Source organism: Halomonas zincidurans B6 (assembly GCF_000731955.1).
Lineage (GTDB): Bacteria > Pseudomonadota > Gammaproteobacteria > Pseudomonadales > Halomonadaceae > Modicisalibacter > Modicisalibacter zincidurans.
On sequence record NZ_JNCK01000001.1, the window covers coordinates 753,140 to 775,641 of the forward strand.

A 22,502-nucleotide genomic window follows, 5' to 3' on the forward strand; every position below is an offset into this window, starting at 1 on the left:
AACAACAAGACGGGAGTAGCCATGTCAAGCCATCCCAGAAAGATCCTGATGAGCGTCTCCGTCGCCACACTGCTCGGCTCCGCGCAGTCGGCGATGGCGGACACCACCGTTCGCGTGATGCGTGTCGAGATCAGTCAGGTCGAGAAGGACTACTATGCCGAGATCGCTCGCGAATTCGAGAACAGCCATCCCGGCGTGAACATCGAACTCGACTACCTCTCCAACGAGGCCTACAAGTCGAAGCTGCCGACCTTGCTGCAGTCCGACCAGCGCCCGGATATCTTCTACAGCTGGGGTGGCGAGGCCCTGAAGGAGAAGGTCGAGGCCGGCTTCGTCAAGGATCTGACCGCGGCCATGCAGGACGGCTGGCAGGCGCGTTTCCCGGACTCGGCGATCGACGCCTTTACCATCAATGGCAAGATCTACGGCGCACCGCTGTACGTCACCGAAGTGGGGTTCTGGGCTAACACCGCGCTGACCGAGAAGGCCGGCGTGGACGTCGGTGCCATCGACACCTGGCAGGACTTCCTCGATGCCGTCACTACATTGAAGGAGGCCGACATCACGCCGATCGTGGTGGGGGCCAAGGATGGCTGGCCGATGCAGTTTTACTGGGGCAGCCTGGCCACGCGGCTGGCTGGACAGCAGGGCTTCAAGGCCGCCAAGGCCGGTGAGGGCGAAGGGTTCGCCGCGCCGCCTTTCGTCCAGGCCGGCGAAAAGCTCGAGCAACTGGCCGAGCTCGAGCCGTTCCAGCCCGGCTTCATGGCCACCACCTACGAACGGGCCAGCGGCATGTTCGGCGATGGCGAGGCGGCCTTTCATCTGATGGGGGATTGGGATTACCTGCCCTCGAAGCAGCGCTCGATGAGCGGGGAAGGGGTGCCGGACGAGGATCTGCGCTTCATCTCGTTTCCCAGCGTGGAAGGCGGACAGGGCAACGAGGCGACCTACGGCGGGCTGAACGGCTGGGCGGTCACCCGTGATGCTCCCGATATGGCAGTGACCTTTCTCAAGAGCCTGCTGAGTCTCGACAATCAGCGCGAGGCGGCCAAGCGCGGGATCTTCGTGCCGATCGTCAAGGGTGCGGAGAAGGCGCTGACGACACCTTACGGCCGCAAGGTGGCCAAGGACATCGACCAAGCCTCCTACCATCAGACCTTCCTCGATCAGGATCTGGGCGTTTCGGTCGGCGCGACGGTGAACGACATCAGCAATGACCTCGCTCAGGGCGTGACCAGCCCGGAGGAAGCGGCCGAGCGCGTCGAGGAAGCTTGGCAGTTCCGTTAAGCGTGCCTTTCGCCGGGGCCGGCAACGGCCCCTGTCGAGCCTCATATCGGGTGTTTACATGATTACATCGTCGTATTCCCCTTCCAGCTGGCGACAACGGCTACGGCGCGGCCGCGCCAGCGGTCGGCTGAGTGCCGTACTGCTGCTGTTGCCGCCGGCGCTGATCCTGTTTTCGCTGTTCGTCATTCTGCCCCTGGCGGACGCCGCCTATTACAGCCTGTTCGACTGGAACGGCTATGCCACGCCCAGCGACTTCGTGGGGGCGGAGAACTATCAGCGCTTGCTGGGGCACTCGACCTTTCACACGGCACTGTGGAACACCGTCCAACTGGTCATCGTCTCGCTGGTGGTGCAATTGCCGCTGGCGCTGGGCCTGGCGCTGCTGATCTATCGCAAGACGCCGGCCAATGCGCTGTTCCGGCTGGTGTTCTTCCTGCCCTATATCCTGGCCGAGGTGGCCGCCGGGCTGATCTGGAGTTTCGTCTTCGACGGCGAGTACGGGGTGACGGCCCAGCTGTTCAATGCCCTGGACATGGAGTCGGTGTACATTCTCGCCGATCGCCAATGGGCGTTCGCCGCGATCATGACGGTCATCGTATGGAAGTATTTCGGTTTCCACATGATGATCTACATCGCCGCCCTGCAGGGGGTGCCGAAGGATCTCGTCGAGGCGGCACGGCTAGAGGGCGCCGGCCCCTGGCAGATCGCCCGCCACGTGCAGGTGCCGATGATCAAGCACGCCATCGTCGTCAGCGTGTTCTTCGCGCTGATCGGTTCGCTGCAGATCTTCGACATCATCATTCCGCTGACCAACGGCGGGCCATCGAACAGCACCCACACCATCGTCACCTACCTCTATACCTTCGGCCTGACCCGGTTGAAGATCGGCTTCGGCAGTGCCGCCGCCATCTTCCTGTTCGTCATCGCCATGCTGATCGCCTTCTTCTACCAGCGCCACGCGATGGCCAGGGAGGACGCATGAGCCGCTTTTTCCTGCTGCGCAACAGCCTGCGGGTGATCGTGCTGCTGATCGTCGCCGGTTTCGTCATCGGTCCGCTGCTGGCGGCGTTCTTCGGCGGTTTCAAGAGCAACGCGCAGTTGCGCACCAATCCGCTGGGGCTGCCGGCGAGCTGGGACGTCAGCCACTACGCGGGCATTCTCGATGATCCCAGCTTCTGGCAGTACCTGGGCAACTCGCTGCTGATCTCGTCGGCGACGGTGATCCTGACGCTGATCGTCGGGGCGTCGGCGGCCTACGTGTTCTCGCACATCCGTTTCTTCGGCGCGCGCATGTTGCACTCCTACCTGCTGCTGGGGCTGATGTTCCCGTTCGCGGCGGCGATCCTGCCGCTATTCATCAAGGTGCGCGACCTGGGTCTGCTGGACACCTACTGGGCGGTGATCCTGCCGCAGACGGCCTTCGGGCTGTCGCTGGCGATCCTGCTGTTCAAGGCGTTCTTCGACCAGTTGCCGCGGGAGCTGTTCGAAGCGGCCTACGTCGATGGCTGCAGCTACCTGCGTTTCTTCTGGTCGTTCACCTTGCCGCTGTCGACGCCGATCCTCGCCACGGTCGGGGTGTTCGTCTTCGTGCAGAGCTGGAACAACTTCCTGCTGCCGCTGGTGGTGTTCAACACCGAGTCCATCTACACCTGGCCGCTGGGCATGATGCAGTTCCGCGGCGAGTACCTGACCCAGTGGAACCTGATCCTGGCGTTCGTTTCTCTGACCATCCTGCCCGCCATCGTGTTCTTCCTGGCGGCGCAGAAATACATCGTCGCCGGGCTGACCGGCGGCTCCGTGAAGGGGTGAGGCATGGCCGTCACGTTCACCAATCCGATTCTCCCCGGGTTCAATCCGGACCCATCGATCTGCCGGGTGGGCAAGGATTACTACATCGCCACCTCGACCTTCGAATGGTATCCCGGGGTGCAGATCCATCATTCGACGGATCTGGTCAATTGGCGACTGATTCGCAGGCCACTAGAGCGGCCCGAACAGCTCGACATGCGCGGCAATCCCGATTCCTGCGGTATCTGGGCGCCCTGCCTGAGCCATGCGCAGGGCCGCTTCTGGTTGATCTATACCGACATGAAGCGCTACGAGGGCCACTTCAAGGATGGGCTCAACTACCTGGTCAGCGCGCCGAGCATCGAAGGCCCGTGGAGCGACCCGGTGTTCCTCAACGCCAGCGGTTTCGACCCGTCGCTGTTCCATGACGACGATGGCCGCCACTGGCTGCTCAACCTGAAGTGGGACTATCGCCAGGCGGCCGGCCCGGATCGCTTCGGCGGCATCGTGCTGCAGGAATACGATATCGAGGCGCAGGCGTTGACCGGCCCGATCCACACGATCTTCGCCGGCACCGACATGAAATTGACCGAAGGCCCGCACCTGTATCGGCGCGACGGCTGGTATCACCTGCTGGTCGCCGAGGGCGGCACGGGCTATGGCCATGCGGTGACCATGGCCCGATCGCGGTCGATCACCGGCCCCTACGAGCTTCACCCGGACAACCCGGTGCTGACCTCGCGGGGCGACGAGGGCCTCGCGCTGCAGCGCGCGGGCCACGCCGACCTGATCGACACGCCGGCGGGCGAGACCTGGCTGGTGCATCTCTGCGGACGCCCGCTGCCGGGCACCCAGCGTTCGCCGCTGGGCCGCGAAACGGCGCTGCAACGGGCGCGCTGGGACGACGCTGGCTGGCTGCGCCTGGCGACCGGCGGCAATGCCCCGGCGGCCGAACTGGCGGCGCCGAACGGCGCGCCGCCCCGGCCGCCCGCGCGGGAGGAGCGTCACGCGTTCGATACCGCGACGTTGCCGATGGCCTTTCAGTGGTTACGCACACCCTATCCCGAGCGACTGTTCTCGCTGACCGAGCGGCCCGGCTACCTGCGCCTCTTCGGCCGCCAGTCGCCGGGCTCTTGGTTCGAGCAGGCGCTGGTCGCGCGGCGCCGCGACGCCTTCGTTTGCGCGGCGGAGACCACGCTCGAATTCGCCCCCGAGGATTACCAGCAGTGCGCCGGCCTGATCGCCTACTACAACCGCTTCAAGTTCCACTACCTGGCGGTCACCCGCGACGCTTCCGGCCAGCGCGTGCTGACGATCCTGAGCTGCGCCGATAACTGGCCGAGCGGCGATCTCGACTTTCCCCTGGCTTCGCCGGTGGTGCTCGACGAGGCCACGCCCCTGCGCCTGGGCCTGACGATGGATGGCGCCAGCCTTCGGTTTCGCTATGCCGAGGGTACCGGCGAGTGGCAGCCGATCGGTCCGACGCTGGATGCCGGGATGCTTTCCGACGAGGGAGCGGGGCGTGCTCACGGCTACTTCACCGGCACCTTCCTGGGCATGGCGGCGCACGATATCAGCGGTCGCGGCCTGCCGGCGGACTTCAGCGCGTTTCGCTACATCCGGTCCGACGCAGACGCGGCCGGCAATGACTCGTTGAGAGGATGATTCCATGGCCGACGTGACCCTGACGGGTATCCGCAAACGCTTCAAGGGCGGCGCGGACGTGATTCCCGACATGCACCTGGCGATCGACGACGGCAGCTTCACCGTGCTGGTGGGGCCCTCGGGATGCGGCAAGTCCACGCTGCTGCGTATCATCGCCGGTCTCGAGACCGCCAGCGAAGGTTCGGTGTCGATCGACGGGCGCGACGTGACCCAGGAGGAACCCGCCGAGCGCAACGTGGCGATGGTCTTCCAGTCCTATGCGCTTTATCCGCACATGAGCGTGGCCCGCAACATCGACTTCGGCATGCGCCTGGCCAAGGTGCCCGCCGATGAGCGCAAGGCCAAGGTCGACGAGGCGGCACGCTTGCTCAATCTCGAGGAGTATCTCGATCGCAAGCCGGCGGCGCTCTCCGGCGGGCAGCGCCAGCGCGTGGCGATCGGCCGGGCCATCGTGCGCAACCCCGGGGTGTTCCTGTTCGACGAGCCGCTCTCCAACCTGGATGCGTCACTTCGCAACCGCATGCGCGTCGAACTGGCCGAACTGCACCAGCGGCTTGGTGCGACGATGGTCTACGTGACCCACGATCAGGTCGAGGCGATGACCCTGGCCGACCGGATCGTGGTCATGAACGGCGGATGCATCGAGCAGGCGGGGACCCCGATGGAGCTCTACACGCGCCCCGCGACGCGCTTCGTGGCCGGATTCATCGGCTCGCCGCGCATGAACCTGATCGAGGGCGAGACCGCGCAAGCGTATGGCGCGCACACGCTGGGAGTGAGGCCCGAGCATATCGATGTCAGCCGCGAGCAGGGCGTCTGGCGCGGTCGCGTGCGGGTGATCGAGAAGCTCGGCGCCGACACCTTCGCCTATATCGATGGCGAGGATCTGGGCGATCTCATCGTGCGCTTGCCGGGCGATGACCCGACGAAGTCCGGTGAGTCGCTGTGGATGACGCCGCGAACCGACGCGCTGCATTGCTTCGATGGCGACGGGATGCGTATCGAGATTCCGCCAGCTGCATCGGGCGTCTAAGGCTATCGGTGTATGTTGAACATACAAAAGATATGTTTGACTTAACCCCAAGCCAATCCCGGCGTCCAGCAAGGACAAGGAGCTGACATGGCCAACGAGTCACGCCGCATCACGCCCGAGCAGCTGCGCTCGCGCTGGTGGTTCGACAACCCCGAGCATCCGGGCACCACCGCGCTGTGCATCGAACGCTACATGAACTACGGCATCACCCTGGACGAACTGGTCAGCGGCAAGCCGATCATCGGTATCGCCCAGTCGGGGTCCGATCTCACGCCCTGCAACCGCCATCACATCGAGCTGGTCAAGCGGGTCAAGGATGGCATCCGCGCCGCCGGCGGGGTGCCGTTCGAGTTTCCCCTGCACCCGATCCACGAGAACGTGCGCCGGCCGACGGCGGCGCTGGACCGTAACCTGGCCTATCTGGGACTGGTCGAGATACTCCATGGCTACCCGCTCGACGGGGTGGTGTTGACCACCGGCTGCGACAAGACCACCCCGGCCTGCCTGATGGCGGCGGCCACGGTCAACATCCCGGCGATCGTGCTCTCCGGCGGGCCGATGCTCAACGGCTGGCGGGGCAGCGAGCGGGTGGGCTCGGGCACCGTGGTCTGGGAGCTGCGCAAGCGGCTGGCGGCCGGCGACATCGAGTATCCCGAATTCCTTGCCCGGATCACCGATTCGGCGCCCTCGGTGGGGCACTGCAATACCATGGGCACCGCCTCGACCATGAACTCGATGGCCGAGGCGCTGGGCATGAGCCTGCCGGGCTCGGCGATGATTCCCGCGCCCTACAAGGAGCGCTCGATGGTCGCCTACCAGACCGGCGAGCGTATCGTCGGGATGGTCTGGGAAGATCTGCGGCCCAGCGATATTCTTACCCGCGAGGCGTTCGAGAACGCCATCGTGGTGTGCTCGGCACTGGGCGGCTCCTCCAACGCGCCGGTGCACATCAACGCCATCGCCCGCCACGCCGGCATAGAGATCGACAACGACGACTGGCAGCGCCTGGGCCATCAGATTCCGCTGCTGGCCAACGTCATGCCGGCGGGCATCTATCTCTCCGAGGAGTTCTATCGCGCCGGCGGCGTGCCGGCGGTGATCAGCGAACTGCTCGGCGCCGGCAAGCTGCATGGCGAGGTAATCACCGTCAACGGCCAGAGCCTGGCCGCCAACGCCGCCGGCCGCGAGACGAGCGACGACGACGTCATCCGCCGCTATGCCAATCCGCTGGTCGAGGCCGCCGGCTTCATCAACCTCAAGGGCAACCTGTTCGATTCGGCGCTGATGAAGACCAGCGTGATCGCCAGCGACTTCCGCCGGCGTTTTTTGAGTCGCGCCGAGGACCCCGACGCTTTCGAGGGCCGCGTGGCGGTGTTCGACGGCGCCGAGGATTACCATGCGCGCATCGACGATCCTGATCTGGCTGTCGACGAAAACACCATTCTGGTCATGCGCGGCGCCGGGCCGGTGGGCCATCCGGGTGGCGCCGAGGTGGTCAACATGCAGCCGCCCGAGGCGCTGATTCGCCAGGGCATCGAGTCGCTGCCGTGCATCGGCGACGGGCGTCAGTCGGGCACCTCGGGCTCGCCGTCGATTCTCAACGCCTCGCCCGAGGCGGCGACGGGCGGGGGCCTGGCGCTGCTCGAGACCGGCGATCGCATTCGCATCGACCTGCGGCGTGGCGAGGCGAATCTGCTGATTGCCGATGATCAACTGGCGCAGCGTCGCGAGCGCCTTGCTTCACGGGGTGGGTATATCTATCCGCCACACCAGACGCCGTGGCAGGAGATTCAGCGCAGCCTGGTGGAACAGCACGACCGCGGCATGACCCTGGAACCGGCGACCAAGTACCGCGACGTGGCACGCCGGTCGCCGCCCCGCGACAATCACTGAATGGCTTGCTGTGTGTTGGGAAAGGCGGCTCAGTCGAGCTCCACGCTGCGTCCCAGCGACGTTTCGGGGGCTTCCAGGCCGAGCGCCTTGGCGGTGCCGGCGAGCACTGCCTGGGCCGCGCGGAACGCTTCGCGCGGTTGGCGGGCGCGAATGTGTTCCATCAATCGCCGGTGACGCTCCAGACTCTCGGCCGGGTCGTCGGTCTCGCTGACGTTGGACATCGACACCAGCAGGTAGATGGAGGGGCGCAGGATATGCGAGAGCTGCGCCCAGACGATGTTGTGGGTCGCCTTGAAAATCGCCTCGTGAAAGGCCACGTCGTAATCGCTGTGCAACCGGCGCGCCTCGCCGCTGTCGGCATTGTGCAGGTACTGGCCCATGCCCTCGAAGGCTTCTTCGAGCGTCACCAGGTCGCGCGCCGTGGCGCGTCTGGCGGCGGTCATCGCGACATAGGGCTCGACGTCGAGGCGGAAGGTCAGGATTTCGCGCTGGACCTTGGCATTGGGGGCCGCGTAACGGGTCATCCAGGCGGTGACCTGCGGATCGAGGATGTTCCAGTCGGCGTATTCGCGAACCTTGGAACCGTGGCCCGAGATACGCTCGATGATCCCCACGTCGACCAGCTGACGCAGGTCGCTGCGCACCGCCGAGCGATTGATGGCGAACTGCTCGCACAGTGCGAGTTCCTTGGGGACGAAGTCGCCGGGCTGGTAATGCCCGGAAAAGATGGATTCGGCAAGGGCCTCGGCGACACTGGGTCGCAGCGGTGACTTGCGTTGCTTTGCCTTCACGTCAGGAGTTTCCAGCCAGTGTTTGATTCACGCTGACATATGTTCAACATTTGAGCAATGTCACTTAGGTGTGACACGTGCACTGATCAGCGGCTCGCCAGGCGATCGCCTAATCGGTGCATGAACGTCGAGCCGGCATCGAGCTGATCAATTTCAAGATATTCGTCGGGTTGATGCGCCTGGGCGATGCTGCCCGGGCCGCAGATCACGGTGGGCAGTCCGGCACGCTGGAACTGGCCGGCCTCGGTGGCGTAGGCCACCGCCTCGCTGTCATGCTCGCCGAGCAGTTCGCGACACAGCGTGAGGGCCGCCGCGTTGTCGCGATCGGCCAGCGCCGGCACGGTGTCGGTAAGGTGCTCGGTACGGATGTTCACCTGGGGCGCACGCTCGCGAAGCTCGGCCTCGAGGCGCCGGGCATAGTCGTCGAAACGGGCGAATACGCTGTCGAAACCGTCCCCGGGCAGGTGGCGGATCTCCCAGTCGAACTGGCACTCGCGGGCAGTGATGTTGATCGCTGTGCCACCTTGGATCTTGCCGACGTGCAGGCTGGAGTGGGCGACATTGAAGGCCTCGTCGACCCGCCCCTCGGCGGTCAGCTCGGCCATGATGTCCTCGATCCTGGCGACCAGCCGGGCGGCGACGTGGATCGCCGAGACGCCCTGGTCGACCTGGCTGGAGTGCGCTTCGCGACCGCTCACCGTGGTGCGCAGGTTGGTGATGCCCTTCTGGGTGACCACCGGCGCCATCAGCGTCGGCTCGCCGACGATCACCGCGGCGGGGCGCGGCTCGTCGGCCATCAGCGCCTCGATCAGGCCCGGCGCGCCAATGCAGCCGACCTCTTCGTCGTAGGACAGCGCCAGATAGATCGGCCGGGCAAGCTCCCGCTCCACCCAGCGCGGAATCTGGGCCAGCGCGCAGGCGATGAAACCCTTCATGTCGCAACTGCCACGCCCGTAAAGCCGGCCGTCGTCGCGCTCGGTCAGCGAGAACGGATCGCTGGTCCACGGCTGGCCGTCCACCGGCACCACATCGGTGTGGCCCGACAGCACCACGCCGCCTTCGACCCGGGGGCCGATGCGGGCCAGCAGGTTGGCCTTGGTGCCGTCGTGGTTCTCGATGCGCTGGTAGGGCAGGTCGAATTCGTCGAGGTAGCCTTCGATGAAGCGGATCAGCTCCAGGTTGGAGTCGCGTGACACGCTGGGATGGCCGACGAGGGTTTCGAGGAGTTGCTGGGCGGATCGCATGAAGGCTCCGATGGGCTCCGGGACTGTGGAAACACTGCACAAATGTCTGCGCGGGCGAATCGCTGCGTTGTGCGGTGCGCGGAACCCTCACATATAACCCATATGCTCTGGTTCCTGTGCTCCGTACGCCTTGCGCTTCATCCCGCTCACCTATTTGTTCAGCGCTTCCTTGTTGCGTCCAGCCTAACATGCGCGCCAGCCGAGCCGGCAGGCTTTTGACCAGGCGCTCGACTTGGCCCATCTTGAAGGCGGGCTATCATTCATCTGCTCGATTCATCTTTTAGCTTATCCCTGAACAAGGAGCCGTCATGAGCCGCATTCTGGTGATCTATTATTCAAGCTATGGTCATATCGAGACCATGGCCAACGCCGTCGCCGAAGGCGCGCGCAGCGTCGCCGGCAGCGAGGTGGAGATCCGCCGCGTCGCCGAACTGGTGCCCGATGACGTCGCCGAGCAATCGGGCTACAAGCGCGATCAGCAAGCAGCGGTGCTCGACGATCCCAATGCGCTGGTCGACTACGACGCGATCATCATCGGCACGCCCACCCGCTACGGCAACATGACCTCGCAGATGCGCAACTTCTGGGACAAGACCGGTGGCGTCTGGGCCCAGGGCAAGCTGGTCGGCAAGGTCGGCAGCGCCTTCACTTCCACGGCCAGCCAGCACGGCGGCCAGGAAACCACCCTGACCTCGATCCATACCATGCTGTTCCACCTGGGAATGGTGGTGGTGGGGGTACCGTATTCCTGCGCGGCGCTCACCGAACTCGGCGAGGTATCCGGCGGCACTCCCTATGGGGCGACGACCCTGGCCGGTGGCGACGGCAGCCGCCAGCCCAGCGACAACGAACTGACCATCGCCCGTTTCCAGGGCGAACACGTGGCCAAGCTCACCGCCAAGCTGGCCGGTTGAAGTCGAGTTAAGCCTGGGCGGGCCTGTGCCGTCTCGGTCAGCCCAGCTGCGTGGTTTCCTGAACGATCCGGCTGGCGCCATTGCCGGTCGGCTCGACCCGCATGCGGGTCGGAATGCGCTCGTGCATCTCCTGCACGTGGGAGATCACGCCCACCTTGCGGCCCTGGGCCTGTAGGCCGTCGAGCGCTTCCATGGCCAGCGCCAGCGAATGCGGGTCGAGGCTGCCGAAGCCTTCGTCGATGAACAGCGTCTCGATGTCGAGCTTGCCGGAGGCCATCGACGCCAGGCCCAATGCCAGCGCCAGCGAGACCAGAAAGGTCTCGCCGCCGGATAGCGAATGCACTGAGCGGCGTTCATCGCCCATCTCGGTATCCACCACCAGCAGGCCCAGCGGACTGCCGCCGCGGGCCAGCCGGTAGCGCCGGGTGAGGCCGGTGAGGTGCTGATTGGCGTGGGCGAGCAACTGTTCGAGGTTATAGGCCTGGGCGATACGCCGGAAGGCCTTGCCGTCGGCGGAGCCGATCAGCTCGCTGATGCGTCCCCAGCGACGGTGTTCGTCCCGCGCCGTCGTTAGCGTTGCTTGTAGTTCCTGCTGGCGGGCCCGGCGGCGGTCGTCGTCGTGCAGCGCGGCCATCGCCCGGTCGCGCTGCTGCTGGGCGGCGTCGCCGGCGGGGGCCAGCGCCTCGCGGGCCTGGCTGGCCTGTTCGCGGCGCTGGTCGAGACGCGCGTGGTCGTTTTCGGGCGTCTCCTGATCGGGCTCGTCGAGCCTTTGACGGCGATGCTCGAGCAACCCGTCGCGGCGCTCGCCGGCGCGTACCCGACAGGCTTCCCGTATCCTGTGTGCGTTTTCGACACGTTCACGCAAGGCACGTTGCGAAGCGTCGTCCATCGTCAGCAGTTCGGCCAGCGTGGCGTCGTCGAACGCCGGATTGGCGGCTTGCCAGGCGCTGAGCTCGGTGGTCAGCGCACGCAGTGCCTCCCGGGTCTGCTCGACACGTATCGTCAGATCGTGCTGCTGCTGGGCCAGGCGCTGGCTTTCCAGCCGCACGGCGTCGCGCGCTTCGCGGGTCCGGTCGGCATGCTGCTGGGCCTCGCTGCAGGCGCGCTCCAGTGTCTCTCGCCAGGCATCGATACTGAGGTGGTTGCCGAGCCGCGCGGCGATGTCGCGCTCGAGCTCGGCACACTGCGCGTGCCGGGGCGGCCGGGCCCGGTCGATCTCGCCTAGCCTGCTGTCGAGTGGCTCGAGCTGACTCTGCTGCCGGCCGATCGTCAGGTCGAGGCGGTTGAGCGCTTCGCGCAGCGGTTGCTGGTGGCGGCGATCGTCATCGAGTCGGGTCAGCTTGGCGGCGAGCTCGTCGCGCTGCAGGCGGCTGGCGGCGAGCTGCTCGTCCAGCCAGTTCGCGCCGCGCTGGACATCCCGGTCGACCTCGTCGGCCAGGTATTCGCCGGCCAATGGCTGGGCGTCGAGCGCCCGGCGCGCGCCGTCGCACGACTCGCTCAACTCCGCCAGGCGCCGCTGGCGTTGCTGGTCTTGCGCACGCAGCGCCTGATAGTCGGCACTCAGTCGTTGATGCTCGTCACGGGCCGTGGCGAGCGACCGGTCGACCTCGGCCAGTTGACGCTCCTCCTCGGCGACGCTCGCCGCCAGGGCGGCCTGATCGGGCGAGGGCGGCGGGGCGTGCCGGTAGGGATGCTCGTGGCTGCCGCAGACCGGGCAGGGGTGCTCGGCTTCGAGCTGGGTGCGTAGCGCCTCGACCCGCTCGCTGCGCGCCGCGCGCAGGCGCTGGATACTGGCTTGGCAACGTTCGGCGTCGCGCTGGCAGGCGTCGAGCCGGCCGCGGGCCTGTCTGCCCTCGGCGAGCAGGCGTTGCTGCCGGTCCTGATCGTGGCGCTGGCGTTCGTCGAGCGCCCGGTATTCGGCATCGAGCGCCTGCCAGCGTTGGGCGACATGACGCAGTGCGTCGAGCTCGGCGTGGCGTTGACGCATCTCGTCGTGGCGGGCCTGTAGCGCCAGGCGGGCTTGTTCGGGATCGCCGCCGAGACGCTGCTCGAGGGCGGCGAGCTCCTCGGCCTTGTGTTGGCGCTGTCGGCGCTGATCGTCCAGCTCGCGGGTCAGCTCGACGCGGCGCTCCCCGAGGCGACGATGTTCGGCGTCGAGTTCGTCGAGCTCGTGGCGTAGATAGTCGAGCCGTTGGCGACTCTCGCTGGCGGCCTGCAAGGCGGGCTGGGCCTCGCGCTGGGCCTGGCGGGCCGCGGCCAGGGATGCGTCGGCGGCCTGGAAAGCGCGGTCCTGCTCGGCCTGCCGGGCATCGCTGGCCTGACGCCTTGTCTGGACCTCGGCGAGCCGGGCCCCGAGCTCATCGGCCTGGCGGGCCAGCCGGTCGCGTTCGTGAAAGTCGTGGCGCTTCGCGGCCAGGGTCTCGAGCCGTTCGAGCGTTCGGCGCGTCGCGCCGAGGGCACGCCATTCGTCCTCGCTGGCGGCGCTTTCGCGCTCGGCCCGTTGCCAGGCTGCGCGCAGGCTGTACTCCTGATCGAGCCAGGCCTGTTCGGCGTGCAGCGCTTTCTCGCGCTGCTGGATCGCCTGCCAGTCGCGGTCGGCATCGCGTGCCGCGTCTTCCAACGCAACACGCTCGGCGGGCTCGGCCGGCGGCTCGCCGTCGAGACGCGCCTCGACCTCGCGCACCCGCTCGGCGGCCTGCTTGGCGCGCTGATAGGCGGCGATCGAGATACGCGAATAGATGCCGGTGTCGGTGAGCCGTTCGAGCAGTTCGCTGCGGGCGTTGTCGTCGGCCTTGAGAAAGGCGCTGAATTCGCTCTGGGCAAGCAGCACGGCGCGCGTGAACTGGTCGAAGTTGAGCCCCAGGCGTTGCGGCAGCAGACGCTCGAAATCGCGTTTCTGGCTGGCCAGCACGCGTTCGCCGGGTAATTCGATGAGCGCCTGCTCGACGGCCTGCAGGCGGCCGTCGGGGCGGTTGCGGGCGCGGCGTACCGACCAGCGTGCCCGGTAGCGCGCGCCGTCGCGGCCGACGAAGTCGACCTCGGCGTAGCCGCTGGCGGTGCCGCGCCGCAGCAGGGTGCGCGGATCGGCGGTGGTCAGCCGTTCGTCGCCGACATCGGGGGCCAGCGAGTCCCGCGACGGCGCCTGGCGCAGCCGCGGGGTGTTGCCGTAGAGCGCCAGGCACAGGGCATCGAGCAGGGTGCTCTTGCCGGCACCGGTGGGCCCGGTGATCGCGAACAGCCCGCTGTCGGCGAGCGGCCCGGCGCTGAAGTCGATGACATGCTCGCCGGCCAGCGAGGCGAGGTTGTGAAGGCGAATGGCGAGGATCTTCACGCGTCGGCGTCCTCCGCCGAGTCGGCATGGGCGAGCTCGGTGAGCAGGCTGGCGAAATCGCCCGTGACGTCGGCGTCCGGCGGGGCGCCGAACTGCTGCTCCCAGGCATGGGCGAACAGCGCCGCCGGCTCGGGGGCCTGCTGCGGTGCGGCGTCGTGGCCGGCGGCGTCGCGACTGCCAGCATACAGCGACTGGATGCGGACCAGGCGCACCGCCTTGCCGGCGAGCGCTTGCTCGATACAGGTGCGCAGGTCGACCCGCGGGGCGTCGAGCTCGACCCGTACCTCCAGCCAGGGCCAGCGTTCGCGCGGGGTTTCGGGGTCGCCGTCGAGGGCCTCGAGCTCCGCCACGACTGCGTCGAGCGGTGCCGGCCCGACGCGCAGCAGGGCCACCGCGCGGGGCACGCGGATCGCCTCGCAGCCGGCCAGCGTTTCGCCGTCGAGAGTCACTTCGAGGACCTGGTGCGGATAATCGACCTCGGAAAAATCCATCGGCAGCGGCGAGCCGCTGTAGCGGATACGCGCCTCGCCGACCTGCTGCGGGCGGTGCAGGTGGCCGAGGGCGACATAGGCCAGCGAGGCGGGAAACAGCGTGCCGGGCAGCGATTCCTCGCCGCCGATGACGATCGGCCGCTCGCTGTCGGCCGACACGCTGGCGCCCTGGATATGCGCGTGACTCATGGCGACCAGCGCCTGGCCGGGGCGCCGCCGCGCCTCGGCGCACTCGATCAGTTCGCGGTGAACGCGCTCGACGCCGCTGACGTAATCGTCGCCATGCGCGCCGCCGGTGACTTCGGCGGGGCGCAGGAAGGGCAGCGCCAGGCACCAGGCCGCGATCTGGCCGTCGGCGGCCTCGAGCGGTATCAGCAGCCGCTCGGCAGCGAGGCGGGCAGCCTCGCCCTGGCCATCGTCGAGCCAGATCACGCGGCCCAGCGCATGGGTGCGCAGACGCTCCAGCAGCGGCCCGGGCAACTCGATGCGTGCGCCGCTGTCGTGATTGCCGGCGATCAGCACGATTCTCAGCCGTGGCAGCCGTTGGTGGGCGCTGACGATGAAGTCGTAGAGCTGTTGCTGGGCGCGCAGCGAGGGATTGACCACGTCGAAGATATCGCCGGCGATCAGCAGGGCGTCGCTGTGGCGTTCCTCCAGGGTCGCGAGCAGCCAGTCGAGGAACGCCTGGTGTTCGACGTGGCGCTCCTGGCCGTGGAAGGTCTGGCCCAGGTGCCAGTCGGCGGTGTGCAGCAGTTTCACGGAGAGCTCCTGAGCCGGCCGGTGAAAAAAGTGCGCCCAGTGTAGCGCCTCGGCGAAGCGGGTCCAGCTTGTTTCGGGCGCATGAGAACTGACTGCTAGGCTAAAGGGCAAGGATGACAAAAGGATCTTGCCGCCATGCCCGGTACTTCGCTTTATTCCTTCCCGCGCAAGCCGCTTCACGATTGGTCGTTGACCCCCGAGCAGGCGGTCGCCCTGCAGCGCGAACTCGCCCCGCGGGTCGAACGCCATGATCGCCTTGACGACGTCGAGTGGATCGCCGGGATGGACATCGGCTTCGAGGACGAGGGCGCCACCACCCGCGCCGCCGTGGTGCTGTTGCACTGGCCGGACCTGACTCCCGTCGACGAGATCGTCCATCGCGAACCGACCCGCATGCCCTACCTTCCCGGCCTGTTGTCGTTTCGCGAGATTCCCGCGGCGTTGAGCGCCTTCGCGCGTCTGTCGCGGCGGCCCGACCTGGTGATGGTCGACGGCCAGGGCATCGCCCATCCGCGCCGTCTGGGCATCGCCGCGCATCTCGGCCTGTGGCTCGATCTGCCGACCCTCGGGGTGGCCAAGAAACGCCTGTGCGGTCGGCATGGCGAGGTGCCGGCGGCCAGGGGTGAATGGACCGCGCTGAGCGACAAGCGTCGCGACGAGGACCCGGGCGACGCGCCGGTCGATGCCAGCGGCCGGGTGATCATCGGCGCCCTGTTGCGCTCGCGGCAGAACGTCAAGCCGGTGATCGTCTCGCCGGGCCATCGGCTGAGCCTGGCCACCGCGCTGGACTGGACGATCGCCTGCCTGGGCCGTACCAAGCTGCCGGAACCGACGCGGCTGGCGGATCGTATCGCCTCGCGGCGCGGCAGCCGCTTCGTCGAGCCGGGCGGTTCGCGGCTATAAACCCAGTGCTCTGCCGTCTCGCGTGGGAGCGAATTCAATCTCGATAGCGTTACTTGCTTGACCATACCAGGGTGCCTGGCGGCGCCAATCGGGAACAAGTTCCCTCCCACAAAAACCTCCAGGTTCATACCCAGTGGGCCGTCCAGACCGGGTTTCGTAGGAGCGAATTTATTCGCGATAACGGGACGAGACCCGCTCGCACCTTGCCTGGGTATACTCTCGGTACGCTGTATCCCGACTCCATCCAACCAAGGCTTGCCGCCATGTCCGCTTATCCAACCGAAGCCGCCGTGATCGCCGCGACCCGCAATTGGGTTGCGCGCTTCGTCGTCGGCCACGATATCTGCCCGTTTGCCGCCCGCGAGGTGCGTCGCGACAGCATCCGCTACCAGGTGTTGGCGGCGGATGCTGTCGAGACGGCGTTGCTGGCGCTGGTCGAGGCCTGCCGCGCGCTCGACGCGTCGCCGGCCATCGAGACCACGCTGCTGATTCTGCCCAGCGGCGTCGCCGATTTCGAGGACTACCTGGATCTGCTGGATCTCGCCGAGGCGCTGCTCGAGGCCGAGGGTTACAGCGGCGTCTATCAGCTGGCGAGTTTTCATCCCGATTACCGCTTCGACGGCGCCGAGCCCGACGACCCGGCCAATGCCACCAACCGCTCGCCATGGCCGATGCTGCATCTGCTGCGCGAGGCCAGCGTGAGCCGTGTGCTGGACAGCTACCCGGACCCGCAGGCCATCCCCGAACGCAACGTCGCGTTGATGCGGCGTCTGGGCAATGCCCGACTGGACGCCGAACGGACGGCGGACGAGCCCTGAACGGACTATCGGAAATCGCTTTCCCAGGGGCTTGCCCTTGAAAGCACGCAGTCGGGCGGCCATGTCGTAGAGTGGCACTGGTGAGTTAGGGTGCAGTGCGTTGTCCGCAACGCCCGTCCATCGGCTACAGTGAAATGGGCGCAAGCCGTCGCACGGCAACAGCGCTTGCGCGAGGCAGGCCATGCCTGCCATCGGCCAATCAAAGGAGACGACATGAGCATTCAGAAGAAAGGATCCGCGCAGTGGCAGGGGAGCCTGAAAAAAGGCAAGGGCAGCGTTTCCAGCGAGAGCGGTGCGCTCAAGGAAATACCTTATGGCTTCAACACGCGCTTCGAGGGCCAGCCGGGCACCAATCCCGAAGAGTTGATCGGCGCGGCGCATGCCAGTTGCTATTCGATGGCGCTGTCGATGATCCTCGGCGAGGAAAACCTCGAGGCCGAGAGCATCAACACCCAGGCCACCGTGACCCTGGAGCAGGACGACAACGGCTTCACCATTTCGGCGATCCATCTCGACACGCTCGCCAGGATCCCCGGTGCCGACCAGTCGACCTTCGAGACCGCGGCCAACAAGGCCAAGGAAGGTTGCCCGGTATCCAAGCTGTTCAAGGCCAACATCACCCTGGACGCCAAGCTCGAGAACTGAGCCTGGCCGCCGGGTAGCGCTCGAGCACGTCATCGCCCGGCTCATGGCGACGCAAGGCTAGACCAAGCCGGCCCCGAAGCCGGCTTGGTCGCGTATCGAATCATTGACGACGGGGCCGTCGGATCAGGCGCCGGCCCGCGACGGGGCCTCGCCGCGTTCGGCGTAGTGGGCGGCGTGTTCGACCAGCGCGCGGATCAGGCGTTGTTGCGGGCGGTTGAAGATCAGAAACTCCGGATGCCACTGCACGCCGATCAGGAAATCGTGATGGTGGCTCTCGATGCCCTGGACCAGCCCGTCGCGGTCGCGGGCGACGACATCGATGCCATGACCGGTGGCGTCGATGGCCTGATGATGCAGACTGTTCACCTGGCACCAGTTGACGCGCAGGATGTCGTGCAGCCGGCTGCCCTCGACCACGTCGACGGTCTTGCGCGGCAGCACCGTGCGACGCGGCTTGATGTGTTCGTAGGTCGTGTAGATATCGCTGAACAGCGTGCCGCCGAAGAACACGTTGATGATCTGCGCGCCGCGACAGATGCCCAGCACCGGGCAGCCGTCCGGTACCAGCCGTTTCAGCAGTTCCAGTTCGAGCGTGTCGCGTTGGGGATCGACGCGCACGTCGAGCTGCACTCCGCCGCCGTAGAGTTGCGCGCCGATATCGTCGCCGCCGCCGACGATCAGGCCATCGAGTCGCGACCCGTCGGGGCGCGCCGGGGACAGTCGCACCGGCCGGCCGCCGGCGCGCCATACCGCCAGGCAGTCGCAATACCAGGCCAGCCGGCTCTTGTCATTCGAGGTGGTGATGCCGATCAGGGGTCTTGTCTTCATGCGTCCTTCATCCATCCGCGCAGGCGATCCAGCCAGCGCGTCATCGGTAATCGATGGTGATGGGCGAGGTAGGCGGCGGCGCGTTCGGCGAGCAGTGCTTCATCGGCGGCCAGGCGCTCTACCTCGACCCAGCGGTTCCACTCCGCGACCACGCTCCAGTCGGGCTGCGCGAACTGGGCGTTGGGCAGCCGGTAGTGATAGGTCGGGCGTGGCTTGATGCGCTCGTCGCTGAACAACTGGGGCAACGCCTCGGGTTGCAGGAAGGCGAACAGCGGAAACAGGTCGAGTTCGCGATTGCGCGACGGATTGGCGACGGCGTAATCCTCGATCAGGGTCCCCAGATCGGGCTGGTAGCCCGGGTCGAGTACCTGCAGGGCATAGTCGCGAGGGAACGGATTGGCGTGCGGCAGCACCTCGCGGGTGATGTCGATGTCGATCTCCTCGCGCAGCCACTCGGCGAGAATCATGTAGGCGCGCAGATGAGCCTGCACACTTGCGGTGGTGATGCTCGGCACCTCCGGATTCAGGTGCAGCCCGAAGGCATAGAGCAGGCTCTCGCGAGTATCACGGGCGCCTTGCAGGCGCAGGGCGTCGAACAGCGAATCGAGCTCGCCCAGCGACAGCCAGGGGATCGGCGGACAAACGATCTCGGTAGGCACCACGCCGGACACGGCGTCGCCGATCAGCGCCCGGGTGCGGTTGTGCAGGTCGGCGCGCAGGCGTTGCCATTCGGCGTCGCCGCTCGCCTGAGTCTTTTCCAGCAGCTTGTCGTCGGGATGCGCGTACTTGGCGTCGAGCTCGACGGTGAAATCGCCCCAGCGGGTGTCCGCGACCTTGAAGCGATGCGGGCTGAGCTGGTGGATATCGCCACCGAAACGGCCCTGCACCAGTTCGGCCGCCGCCGCCGGTGCAAGCGCCGCGAATTCGATTTCCACGCCGACACGCCGCAATTGGCCCTCTGTCGTGCGCGGTACGGGTGGCGCTTGGGGCTCCATGGCGACCTCCTGGGTGTATGCGCGAAACCACCATTGCAACGGCTTGGCGCAGTGCTGGCAAGCCCTGATCGGGAAAAGCCTTGGCCAGCCAATGGCTTCGTGGTCGTCTAGCCGGGCCGCTCGATGAGGCCTTGACGGACATGCTCGGCCAGCCCCAGGCCGGCCTCGTGCATGGTCAGGTAGGTCTGGTTGGCGCCGGCGCGGCGAATCGCCTCGGCCTCGTCCTCGTAGAGACTGTGCGCGACGATCGCACCGGAAAAGCCATGCTGGCGTAACTGTCGGGTGGCGAAGATCTTCGACTCGGCATCGGGCAGGGTGAGCACCGCCACCTCGATGGTATCGAGCGAGAGGCTGTGCCAGAAGCCGATATCCTCGCCATCAGCGTAGACCACATGACGCCCGGCGCGGCTGTGGCGCTCGACCCGGCTGGGGTCGGCGTCGATGCCGATCAGGCGCGTATGGTCCTCGCACAGGCGATCGTAGGCGGCGGTGCCGGTGCGGCCCATGCCCAGGATCAGTACCCGCGCATTGCCCAGCGAGGCGGGCTGCTCGTCGGGATGCCAGGTGCGCGTCTCGAAGCGCAGCAGCCACGGCTCGAATCGGGCGAACAGCGCGTGGGCATTGCGCTGCAGCGGTGCCGCGAACAAGAACGACAGCGCCACGGCGAGCGCCAGGCCGACCAGCGCATCCGGCACCAGCGCCGCGGCGACGATCAACCCGAACTCGCTGTAGCTGGTCAGGCTGACCGCAGCCTGAAAGGCATTGCGCGCGCGCAGCCGGAACAGGATCAGCAGGAAGAAGAACAGTGCCGCCTTGAGCGGCAGCAGCGCAGTGAACGCCACCGCGAAGCCCAGCGCCTGCCAGTCGGGCAGCCCCGACATGCCGATCTTGAGAAAGAAGCCGACCAGGAACAGCTCCTTGAGCCCCCACAGCGACTTGCCCAGTTCCTGGGCGCGCGGATGGCCTGCAACCAGCGCGCCCAGCACCAGCGCGCCGACCTCGCTGGACAGCCCCAGCGCGGAAAAGCCCGCCCCGCCGACCACTACCGCCAGTACCAGCCCCATCAGCAACAGCAGCTCGTCGTGGCCGCTGACATCGATCAGCCAATAAAAGAGCGGTCGCAACAACGGCAGGCCGAACAGCGCGAGCGCCCAGGGCGAGGGCACCTGGCCGGTCGAGAACGCCAGCACGAACAGCGCTATCAGATCCTGGATGATCAGGATGCCGATCGCCACGCGACCGTGAAAGGCGCGTAATTCGCGGCGCGACTCGAGGCTCTTGGCCGACAGCACGGTGCTCGAAAACGCCAGCGCGACAGCCAGCAGCAGCGACGGCCCCCAGGCGATGCCAGCCAGCCAGTGCAGGCCCGGTGCGAAAACGCCCACGGTGACGGCGAAATGCACCAGTCCGCCGCCGATCACTTCCGGCTGGGCGAGGCTCTTGAGCTTGAGCTTCAAGCCGACCGTGAACAGCAGCAACAGCACGCCGAGATGCGCGACGTGATCGAGCACCGCCGGCGTCGAGGCGGGCAGCGACAATTGGTCGGCCAGCGGGTTGATCAGAAAGCCCGCCGCCAGGAAGCCGATCAGCGCCGGCAGGCCGCAGCGACGCGCCACCAGCCCCAGCACGAGCGCGAACGACAGACAAATGACTTCCAGCATGGCAGGCTCCGGCAACAACGGATGGCAAGATGGCGGTGAATCCGCGCCGCCGAGCGGGCGATGCGCTGGGCCTATCGTGACACAGTGACGATGACAATTTGCCAACCTCGATTCAATTTCGACCCAGAGGGAGCGTCATGAGCGACAGTCAGTGGGGCGCACGGTCGAGCGCTTTGGCGAAGGCGCGTCCGGCGCCACTCCAGTCGGCGAGCCCGTCACGGGCTCGCTGGGCGCCTTGGCGCAGCTGCTGGCGTAGCTCGGGTTCGTCGAGCCAGCGCGCCAGCGCCTCGGCCAGCGCCTGGCTATCGCCCGGCGGCACGGCGAGCCCGGCGTCCCGGGGCAAGGTATGGGCCAGCGCGCCGCCGGTGGTGGTGATCACCGGCAGGCCATGAGCCAACGCCTCGCTGATGACCATGCCATAGCCTTCGTAGTGCGAGGGCAGCACGAACAGGTCGGCGTTCCGGTAGGCCTCGGCCAGCTGGTCGTGGGCGCGTTCGCCGACCAGCTCGAGGCGGGTCTCGAGGCCGTGGACGGCGATGCGCCCACGAACGTGGCGCACGTGGGCCATATCGCGGTCGAGCCCGCCGATGCAGGTCGCCTGCCAGTCGCGGTCGGCGAGCAGGGCGAGTGCCTCGACGAGTACCTCGTGGCCCTTGCGTGGCGTGATGGCGGCGACGCACAGCAGGCGCGCGGGGGCGGGATGGTCGGCCGTTGCGCGTGGCGAGAGCGGCGCGCGGGCGACGCCGGGCTCGATCACCGTGATGCGCTCGGCGGGGACATCGAAGTCGGCCAGCCGGCGGGCGGTGAATGCACTGGTGACGATCACCCGGCCCACCGCGCCCAGTGCGCGGGTCTCGCTGATCGTGAAGCGGGTGCGCTGGGCGGGGTCGAGGCCGGTCTCGTCGGCCAGCGGATGGTGGACCAATGCGGTCAGATCGAGCCGCTCGGCATGCCGGGCGACGACCTCGGGCAGACCGCCCATCGCCAGGCCGTCGATCACCACGCGCGCACCGTCGGGCTGGTCGGCCAGCGTTTCTTCCAGCGCGTGGGCGGCCTGGCCGTCGGGCTCGGGGAAGCGCCCCTCGAGGCCGATGACCGTGACCTGCCAGCCCTGTTCGCGTAGCGCCTCGACGATACGCGCATCGTAGACGTAGCCGCCGGCCAACTGACCGGGATCGCCAGCGACCAGCAGGCTCAGGGTGTATGCGTCTTGGTCTTGGCTGTCCGCGCTCACAAGCCCCCCTCGTAGCTGGCCCAGGCGATGTGCGATTGGTGCAGCGTCACATTCAACGGAGTCAGGCCCTCGGCGCCGTGCTGGCGTTGGGCGGGGCCGAACACCTCGCCCTGGAAGCTGTGGATGATCGTCATGTGATCGCCAACGGTGAGGCTGAACATGCACGTGGTTCCTTATGCAGGTGGTACGCGTAATGCTAGCGCACGCTAGCCGCTCGTTCAG

The 22,502-nt window shown here is 67.0% G+C and carries 19 protein-coding genes; 10 read left to right on the top strand and 9 right to left on the bottom strand.

Annotation, left to right across the window (positions count from 1 at the left end; genetic code table 11):
• Nucleotides 1-21: 21 nt before the first annotated feature.
• The 6 genes from HALZIN_RS0103600 to HALZIN_RS0103625 all read left to right on the top strand — a co-directional run bounded on the left by HALZIN_RS0103600 (nucleotide 22) and on the right by HALZIN_RS0103625 (nucleotide 7,666).
• Complete coding sequence (locus HALZIN_RS0103600) at nucleotides 22-1,287, top strand: ABC transporter substrate-binding protein (RefSeq protein ID WP_031382881.1); 1,266 nt, start codon at nucleotides 22-24, stop codon at nucleotides 1,285-1,287.
• Nucleotides 1,288-1,345: 58 nt separating this feature from the next.
• Nucleotides 1,346-2,269 carry a carbohydrate ABC transporter permease gene (locus tag HALZIN_RS0103605; protein ID WP_031382882.1) on the top strand — a complete coding sequence of 308 codons (924 nt, stop codon included), beginning with the start codon at nucleotides 1,346-1,348 and terminating at the stop codon, nucleotides 2,267-2,269.
• On the top strand, nucleotides 2,266-3,096 hold the full coding sequence (locus HALZIN_RS0103610) for a carbohydrate ABC transporter permease (RefSeq protein ID WP_031382883.1): 831 nt from the start codon (nucleotides 2,266-2,268) through the stop codon (nucleotides 3,094-3,096). The genes HALZIN_RS0103605 and HALZIN_RS0103610 overlap by 4 nt, the downstream gene beginning before the upstream one ends.
• Nucleotides 3,097-3,099: 3 nt before the next feature.
• The gene (locus tag HALZIN_RS0103615) at nucleotides 3,100-4,740 is read left to right on the top strand and encodes a glycoside hydrolase family 43 protein (RefSeq protein WP_031382884.1); all 1,641 of its coding nucleotides are present in this window, start codon (nucleotides 3,100-3,102) and stop codon (nucleotides 4,738-4,740) included.
• Nucleotides 4,741-4,744: 4 nt separating this feature from the next.
• A complete protein-coding gene (locus tag HALZIN_RS0103620; protein ID WP_031382885.1) occupies nucleotides 4,745-5,773 on the top strand; it encodes an ABC transporter ATP-binding protein in 1,029 nt (342 codons plus the stop codon).
• An 87-nt stretch (nucleotides 5,774-5,860) separates the two neighbouring features.
• Complete coding sequence (locus tag HALZIN_RS0103625; RefSeq protein WP_031382886.1) at nucleotides 5,861-7,666, top strand: IlvD/Edd family dehydratase; 1,806 nt, start codon at nucleotides 5,861-5,863, stop codon at nucleotides 7,664-7,666.
• Nucleotides 7,667-7,695: 29 nt separating this feature from the next.
• Here HALZIN_RS0103625 and HALZIN_RS0103630 read toward each other — a convergent pair whose 3' ends face one another.
• The gene (locus HALZIN_RS0103630) at nucleotides 7,696-8,457 is read right to left on the bottom strand and encodes a FadR/GntR family transcriptional regulator (protein ID WP_031382887.1); all 762 of its coding nucleotides are present in this window, start codon (nucleotides 8,455-8,457) and stop codon (nucleotides 7,696-7,698) included.
• A gap of 86 nt (nucleotides 8,458-8,543) precedes the next feature.
• The gene (gene argE, locus HALZIN_RS0103635) at nucleotides 8,544-9,701 is read right to left on the bottom strand and encodes an acetylornithine deacetylase (RefSeq protein WP_031382888.1); all 1,158 of its coding nucleotides are present in this window, start codon (nucleotides 9,699-9,701) and stop codon (nucleotides 8,544-8,546) included.
• Nucleotides 9,702-10,009: 308 nt separating this feature from the next.
• Between argE and wrbA the strand changes: the two genes are divergently transcribed.
• The gene (gene wrbA, locus HALZIN_RS0103640) at nucleotides 10,010-10,615 is read left to right on the top strand and encodes an NAD(P)H:quinone oxidoreductase (protein WP_031382889.1); all 606 of its coding nucleotides are present in this window, start codon (nucleotides 10,010-10,012) and stop codon (nucleotides 10,613-10,615) included.
• A 37-nt stretch (nucleotides 10,616-10,652) separates the two neighbouring features.
• Here the strand turns inward: wrbA and HALZIN_RS0103645 are convergent, their stop codons facing one another.
• Together HALZIN_RS0103645 and HALZIN_RS0103650 are read right to left on the bottom strand one after the other, a co-directional pair.
• Nucleotides 10,653-13,946 (bottom strand): AAA family ATPase, encoded by a 3,294-nt coding sequence (locus HALZIN_RS0103645; RefSeq protein ID WP_031382890.1) that lies wholly within the window; start codon nucleotides 13,944-13,946, stop codon nucleotides 10,653-10,655.
• The gene (locus HALZIN_RS0103650; protein ID WP_031382891.1) at nucleotides 13,943-15,196 is read right to left on the bottom strand and encodes an exonuclease SbcCD subunit D; all 1,254 of its coding nucleotides are present in this window, start codon (nucleotides 15,194-15,196) and stop codon (nucleotides 13,943-13,945) included. The genes HALZIN_RS0103645 and HALZIN_RS0103650 overlap by 4 nt, the downstream gene beginning before the upstream one ends.
• Before the next feature lie 135 nt (nucleotides 15,197-15,331).
• On the opposite strand from HALZIN_RS0103650, the gene nfi reads away from it, so the two are divergent.
• From nfi to HALZIN_RS0103665, 3 genes are all read left to right on the top strand, one after another.
• On the top strand, nucleotides 15,332-16,099 hold the full coding sequence (gene nfi, locus HALZIN_RS0103655; protein WP_051907358.1) for a deoxyribonuclease V: 768 nt from the start codon (nucleotides 15,332-15,334) through the stop codon (nucleotides 16,097-16,099).
• Between the two features lie 263 nt (nucleotides 16,100-16,362).
• A complete protein-coding gene (locus tag HALZIN_RS0103660; protein WP_031382893.1) occupies nucleotides 16,363-16,917 on the top strand; it encodes a DUF1415 domain-containing protein in 555 nt (184 codons plus the stop codon).
• A 213-nt stretch (nucleotides 16,918-17,130) separates the two neighbouring features.
• The gene (locus HALZIN_RS0103665; protein WP_031382894.1) at nucleotides 17,131-17,562 is read left to right on the top strand and encodes an OsmC family protein; all 432 of its coding nucleotides are present in this window, start codon (nucleotides 17,131-17,133) and stop codon (nucleotides 17,560-17,562) included.
• A gap of 123 nt (nucleotides 17,563-17,685) precedes the next feature.
• Here HALZIN_RS0103665 and HALZIN_RS0103670 read toward each other — a convergent pair whose 3' ends face one another.
• The 5 genes from HALZIN_RS0103670 to HALZIN_RS18145 form a co-directional block, all read right to left on the bottom strand.
• Nucleotides 17,686-18,390, bottom strand: coding sequence for a gamma-glutamyl-gamma-aminobutyrate hydrolase family protein (locus tag HALZIN_RS0103670; protein WP_031382895.1), 705 nt, complete (start codon nucleotides 18,388-18,390; stop codon nucleotides 17,686-17,688).
• The gene (locus HALZIN_RS0103675; protein WP_031382896.1) at nucleotides 18,387-19,385 is read right to left on the bottom strand and encodes an amidoligase family protein; all 999 of its coding nucleotides are present in this window, start codon (nucleotides 19,383-19,385) and stop codon (nucleotides 18,387-18,389) included. Before HALZIN_RS0103675 ends, HALZIN_RS0103670 begins: the two co-directional genes overlap by 4 nt.
• Before the next feature lie 107 nt (nucleotides 19,386-19,492).
• Complete coding sequence (locus HALZIN_RS0103680) at nucleotides 19,493-21,046, bottom strand: cation:proton antiporter family protein (protein ID WP_031382897.1); 1,554 nt, start codon at nucleotides 21,044-21,046, stop codon at nucleotides 19,493-19,495.
• A 148-nt stretch (nucleotides 21,047-21,194) separates the two neighbouring features.
• On the bottom strand, nucleotides 21,195-22,280 hold the full coding sequence (locus tag HALZIN_RS0103685; RefSeq protein ID WP_236254955.1) for a glycosyltransferase family 4 protein: 1,086 nt from the start codon (nucleotides 22,278-22,280) through the stop codon (nucleotides 21,195-21,197).
• The gene (locus tag HALZIN_RS18145; protein ID WP_201448172.1) at nucleotides 22,277-22,441 is read right to left on the bottom strand and encodes a hypothetical protein; all 165 of its coding nucleotides are present in this window, start codon (nucleotides 22,439-22,441) and stop codon (nucleotides 22,277-22,279) included. The genes HALZIN_RS0103685 and HALZIN_RS18145 overlap by 4 nt, the downstream gene beginning before the upstream one ends.
• Between the last annotated feature and the right edge of the window lie 61 nt (nucleotides 22,442-22,502).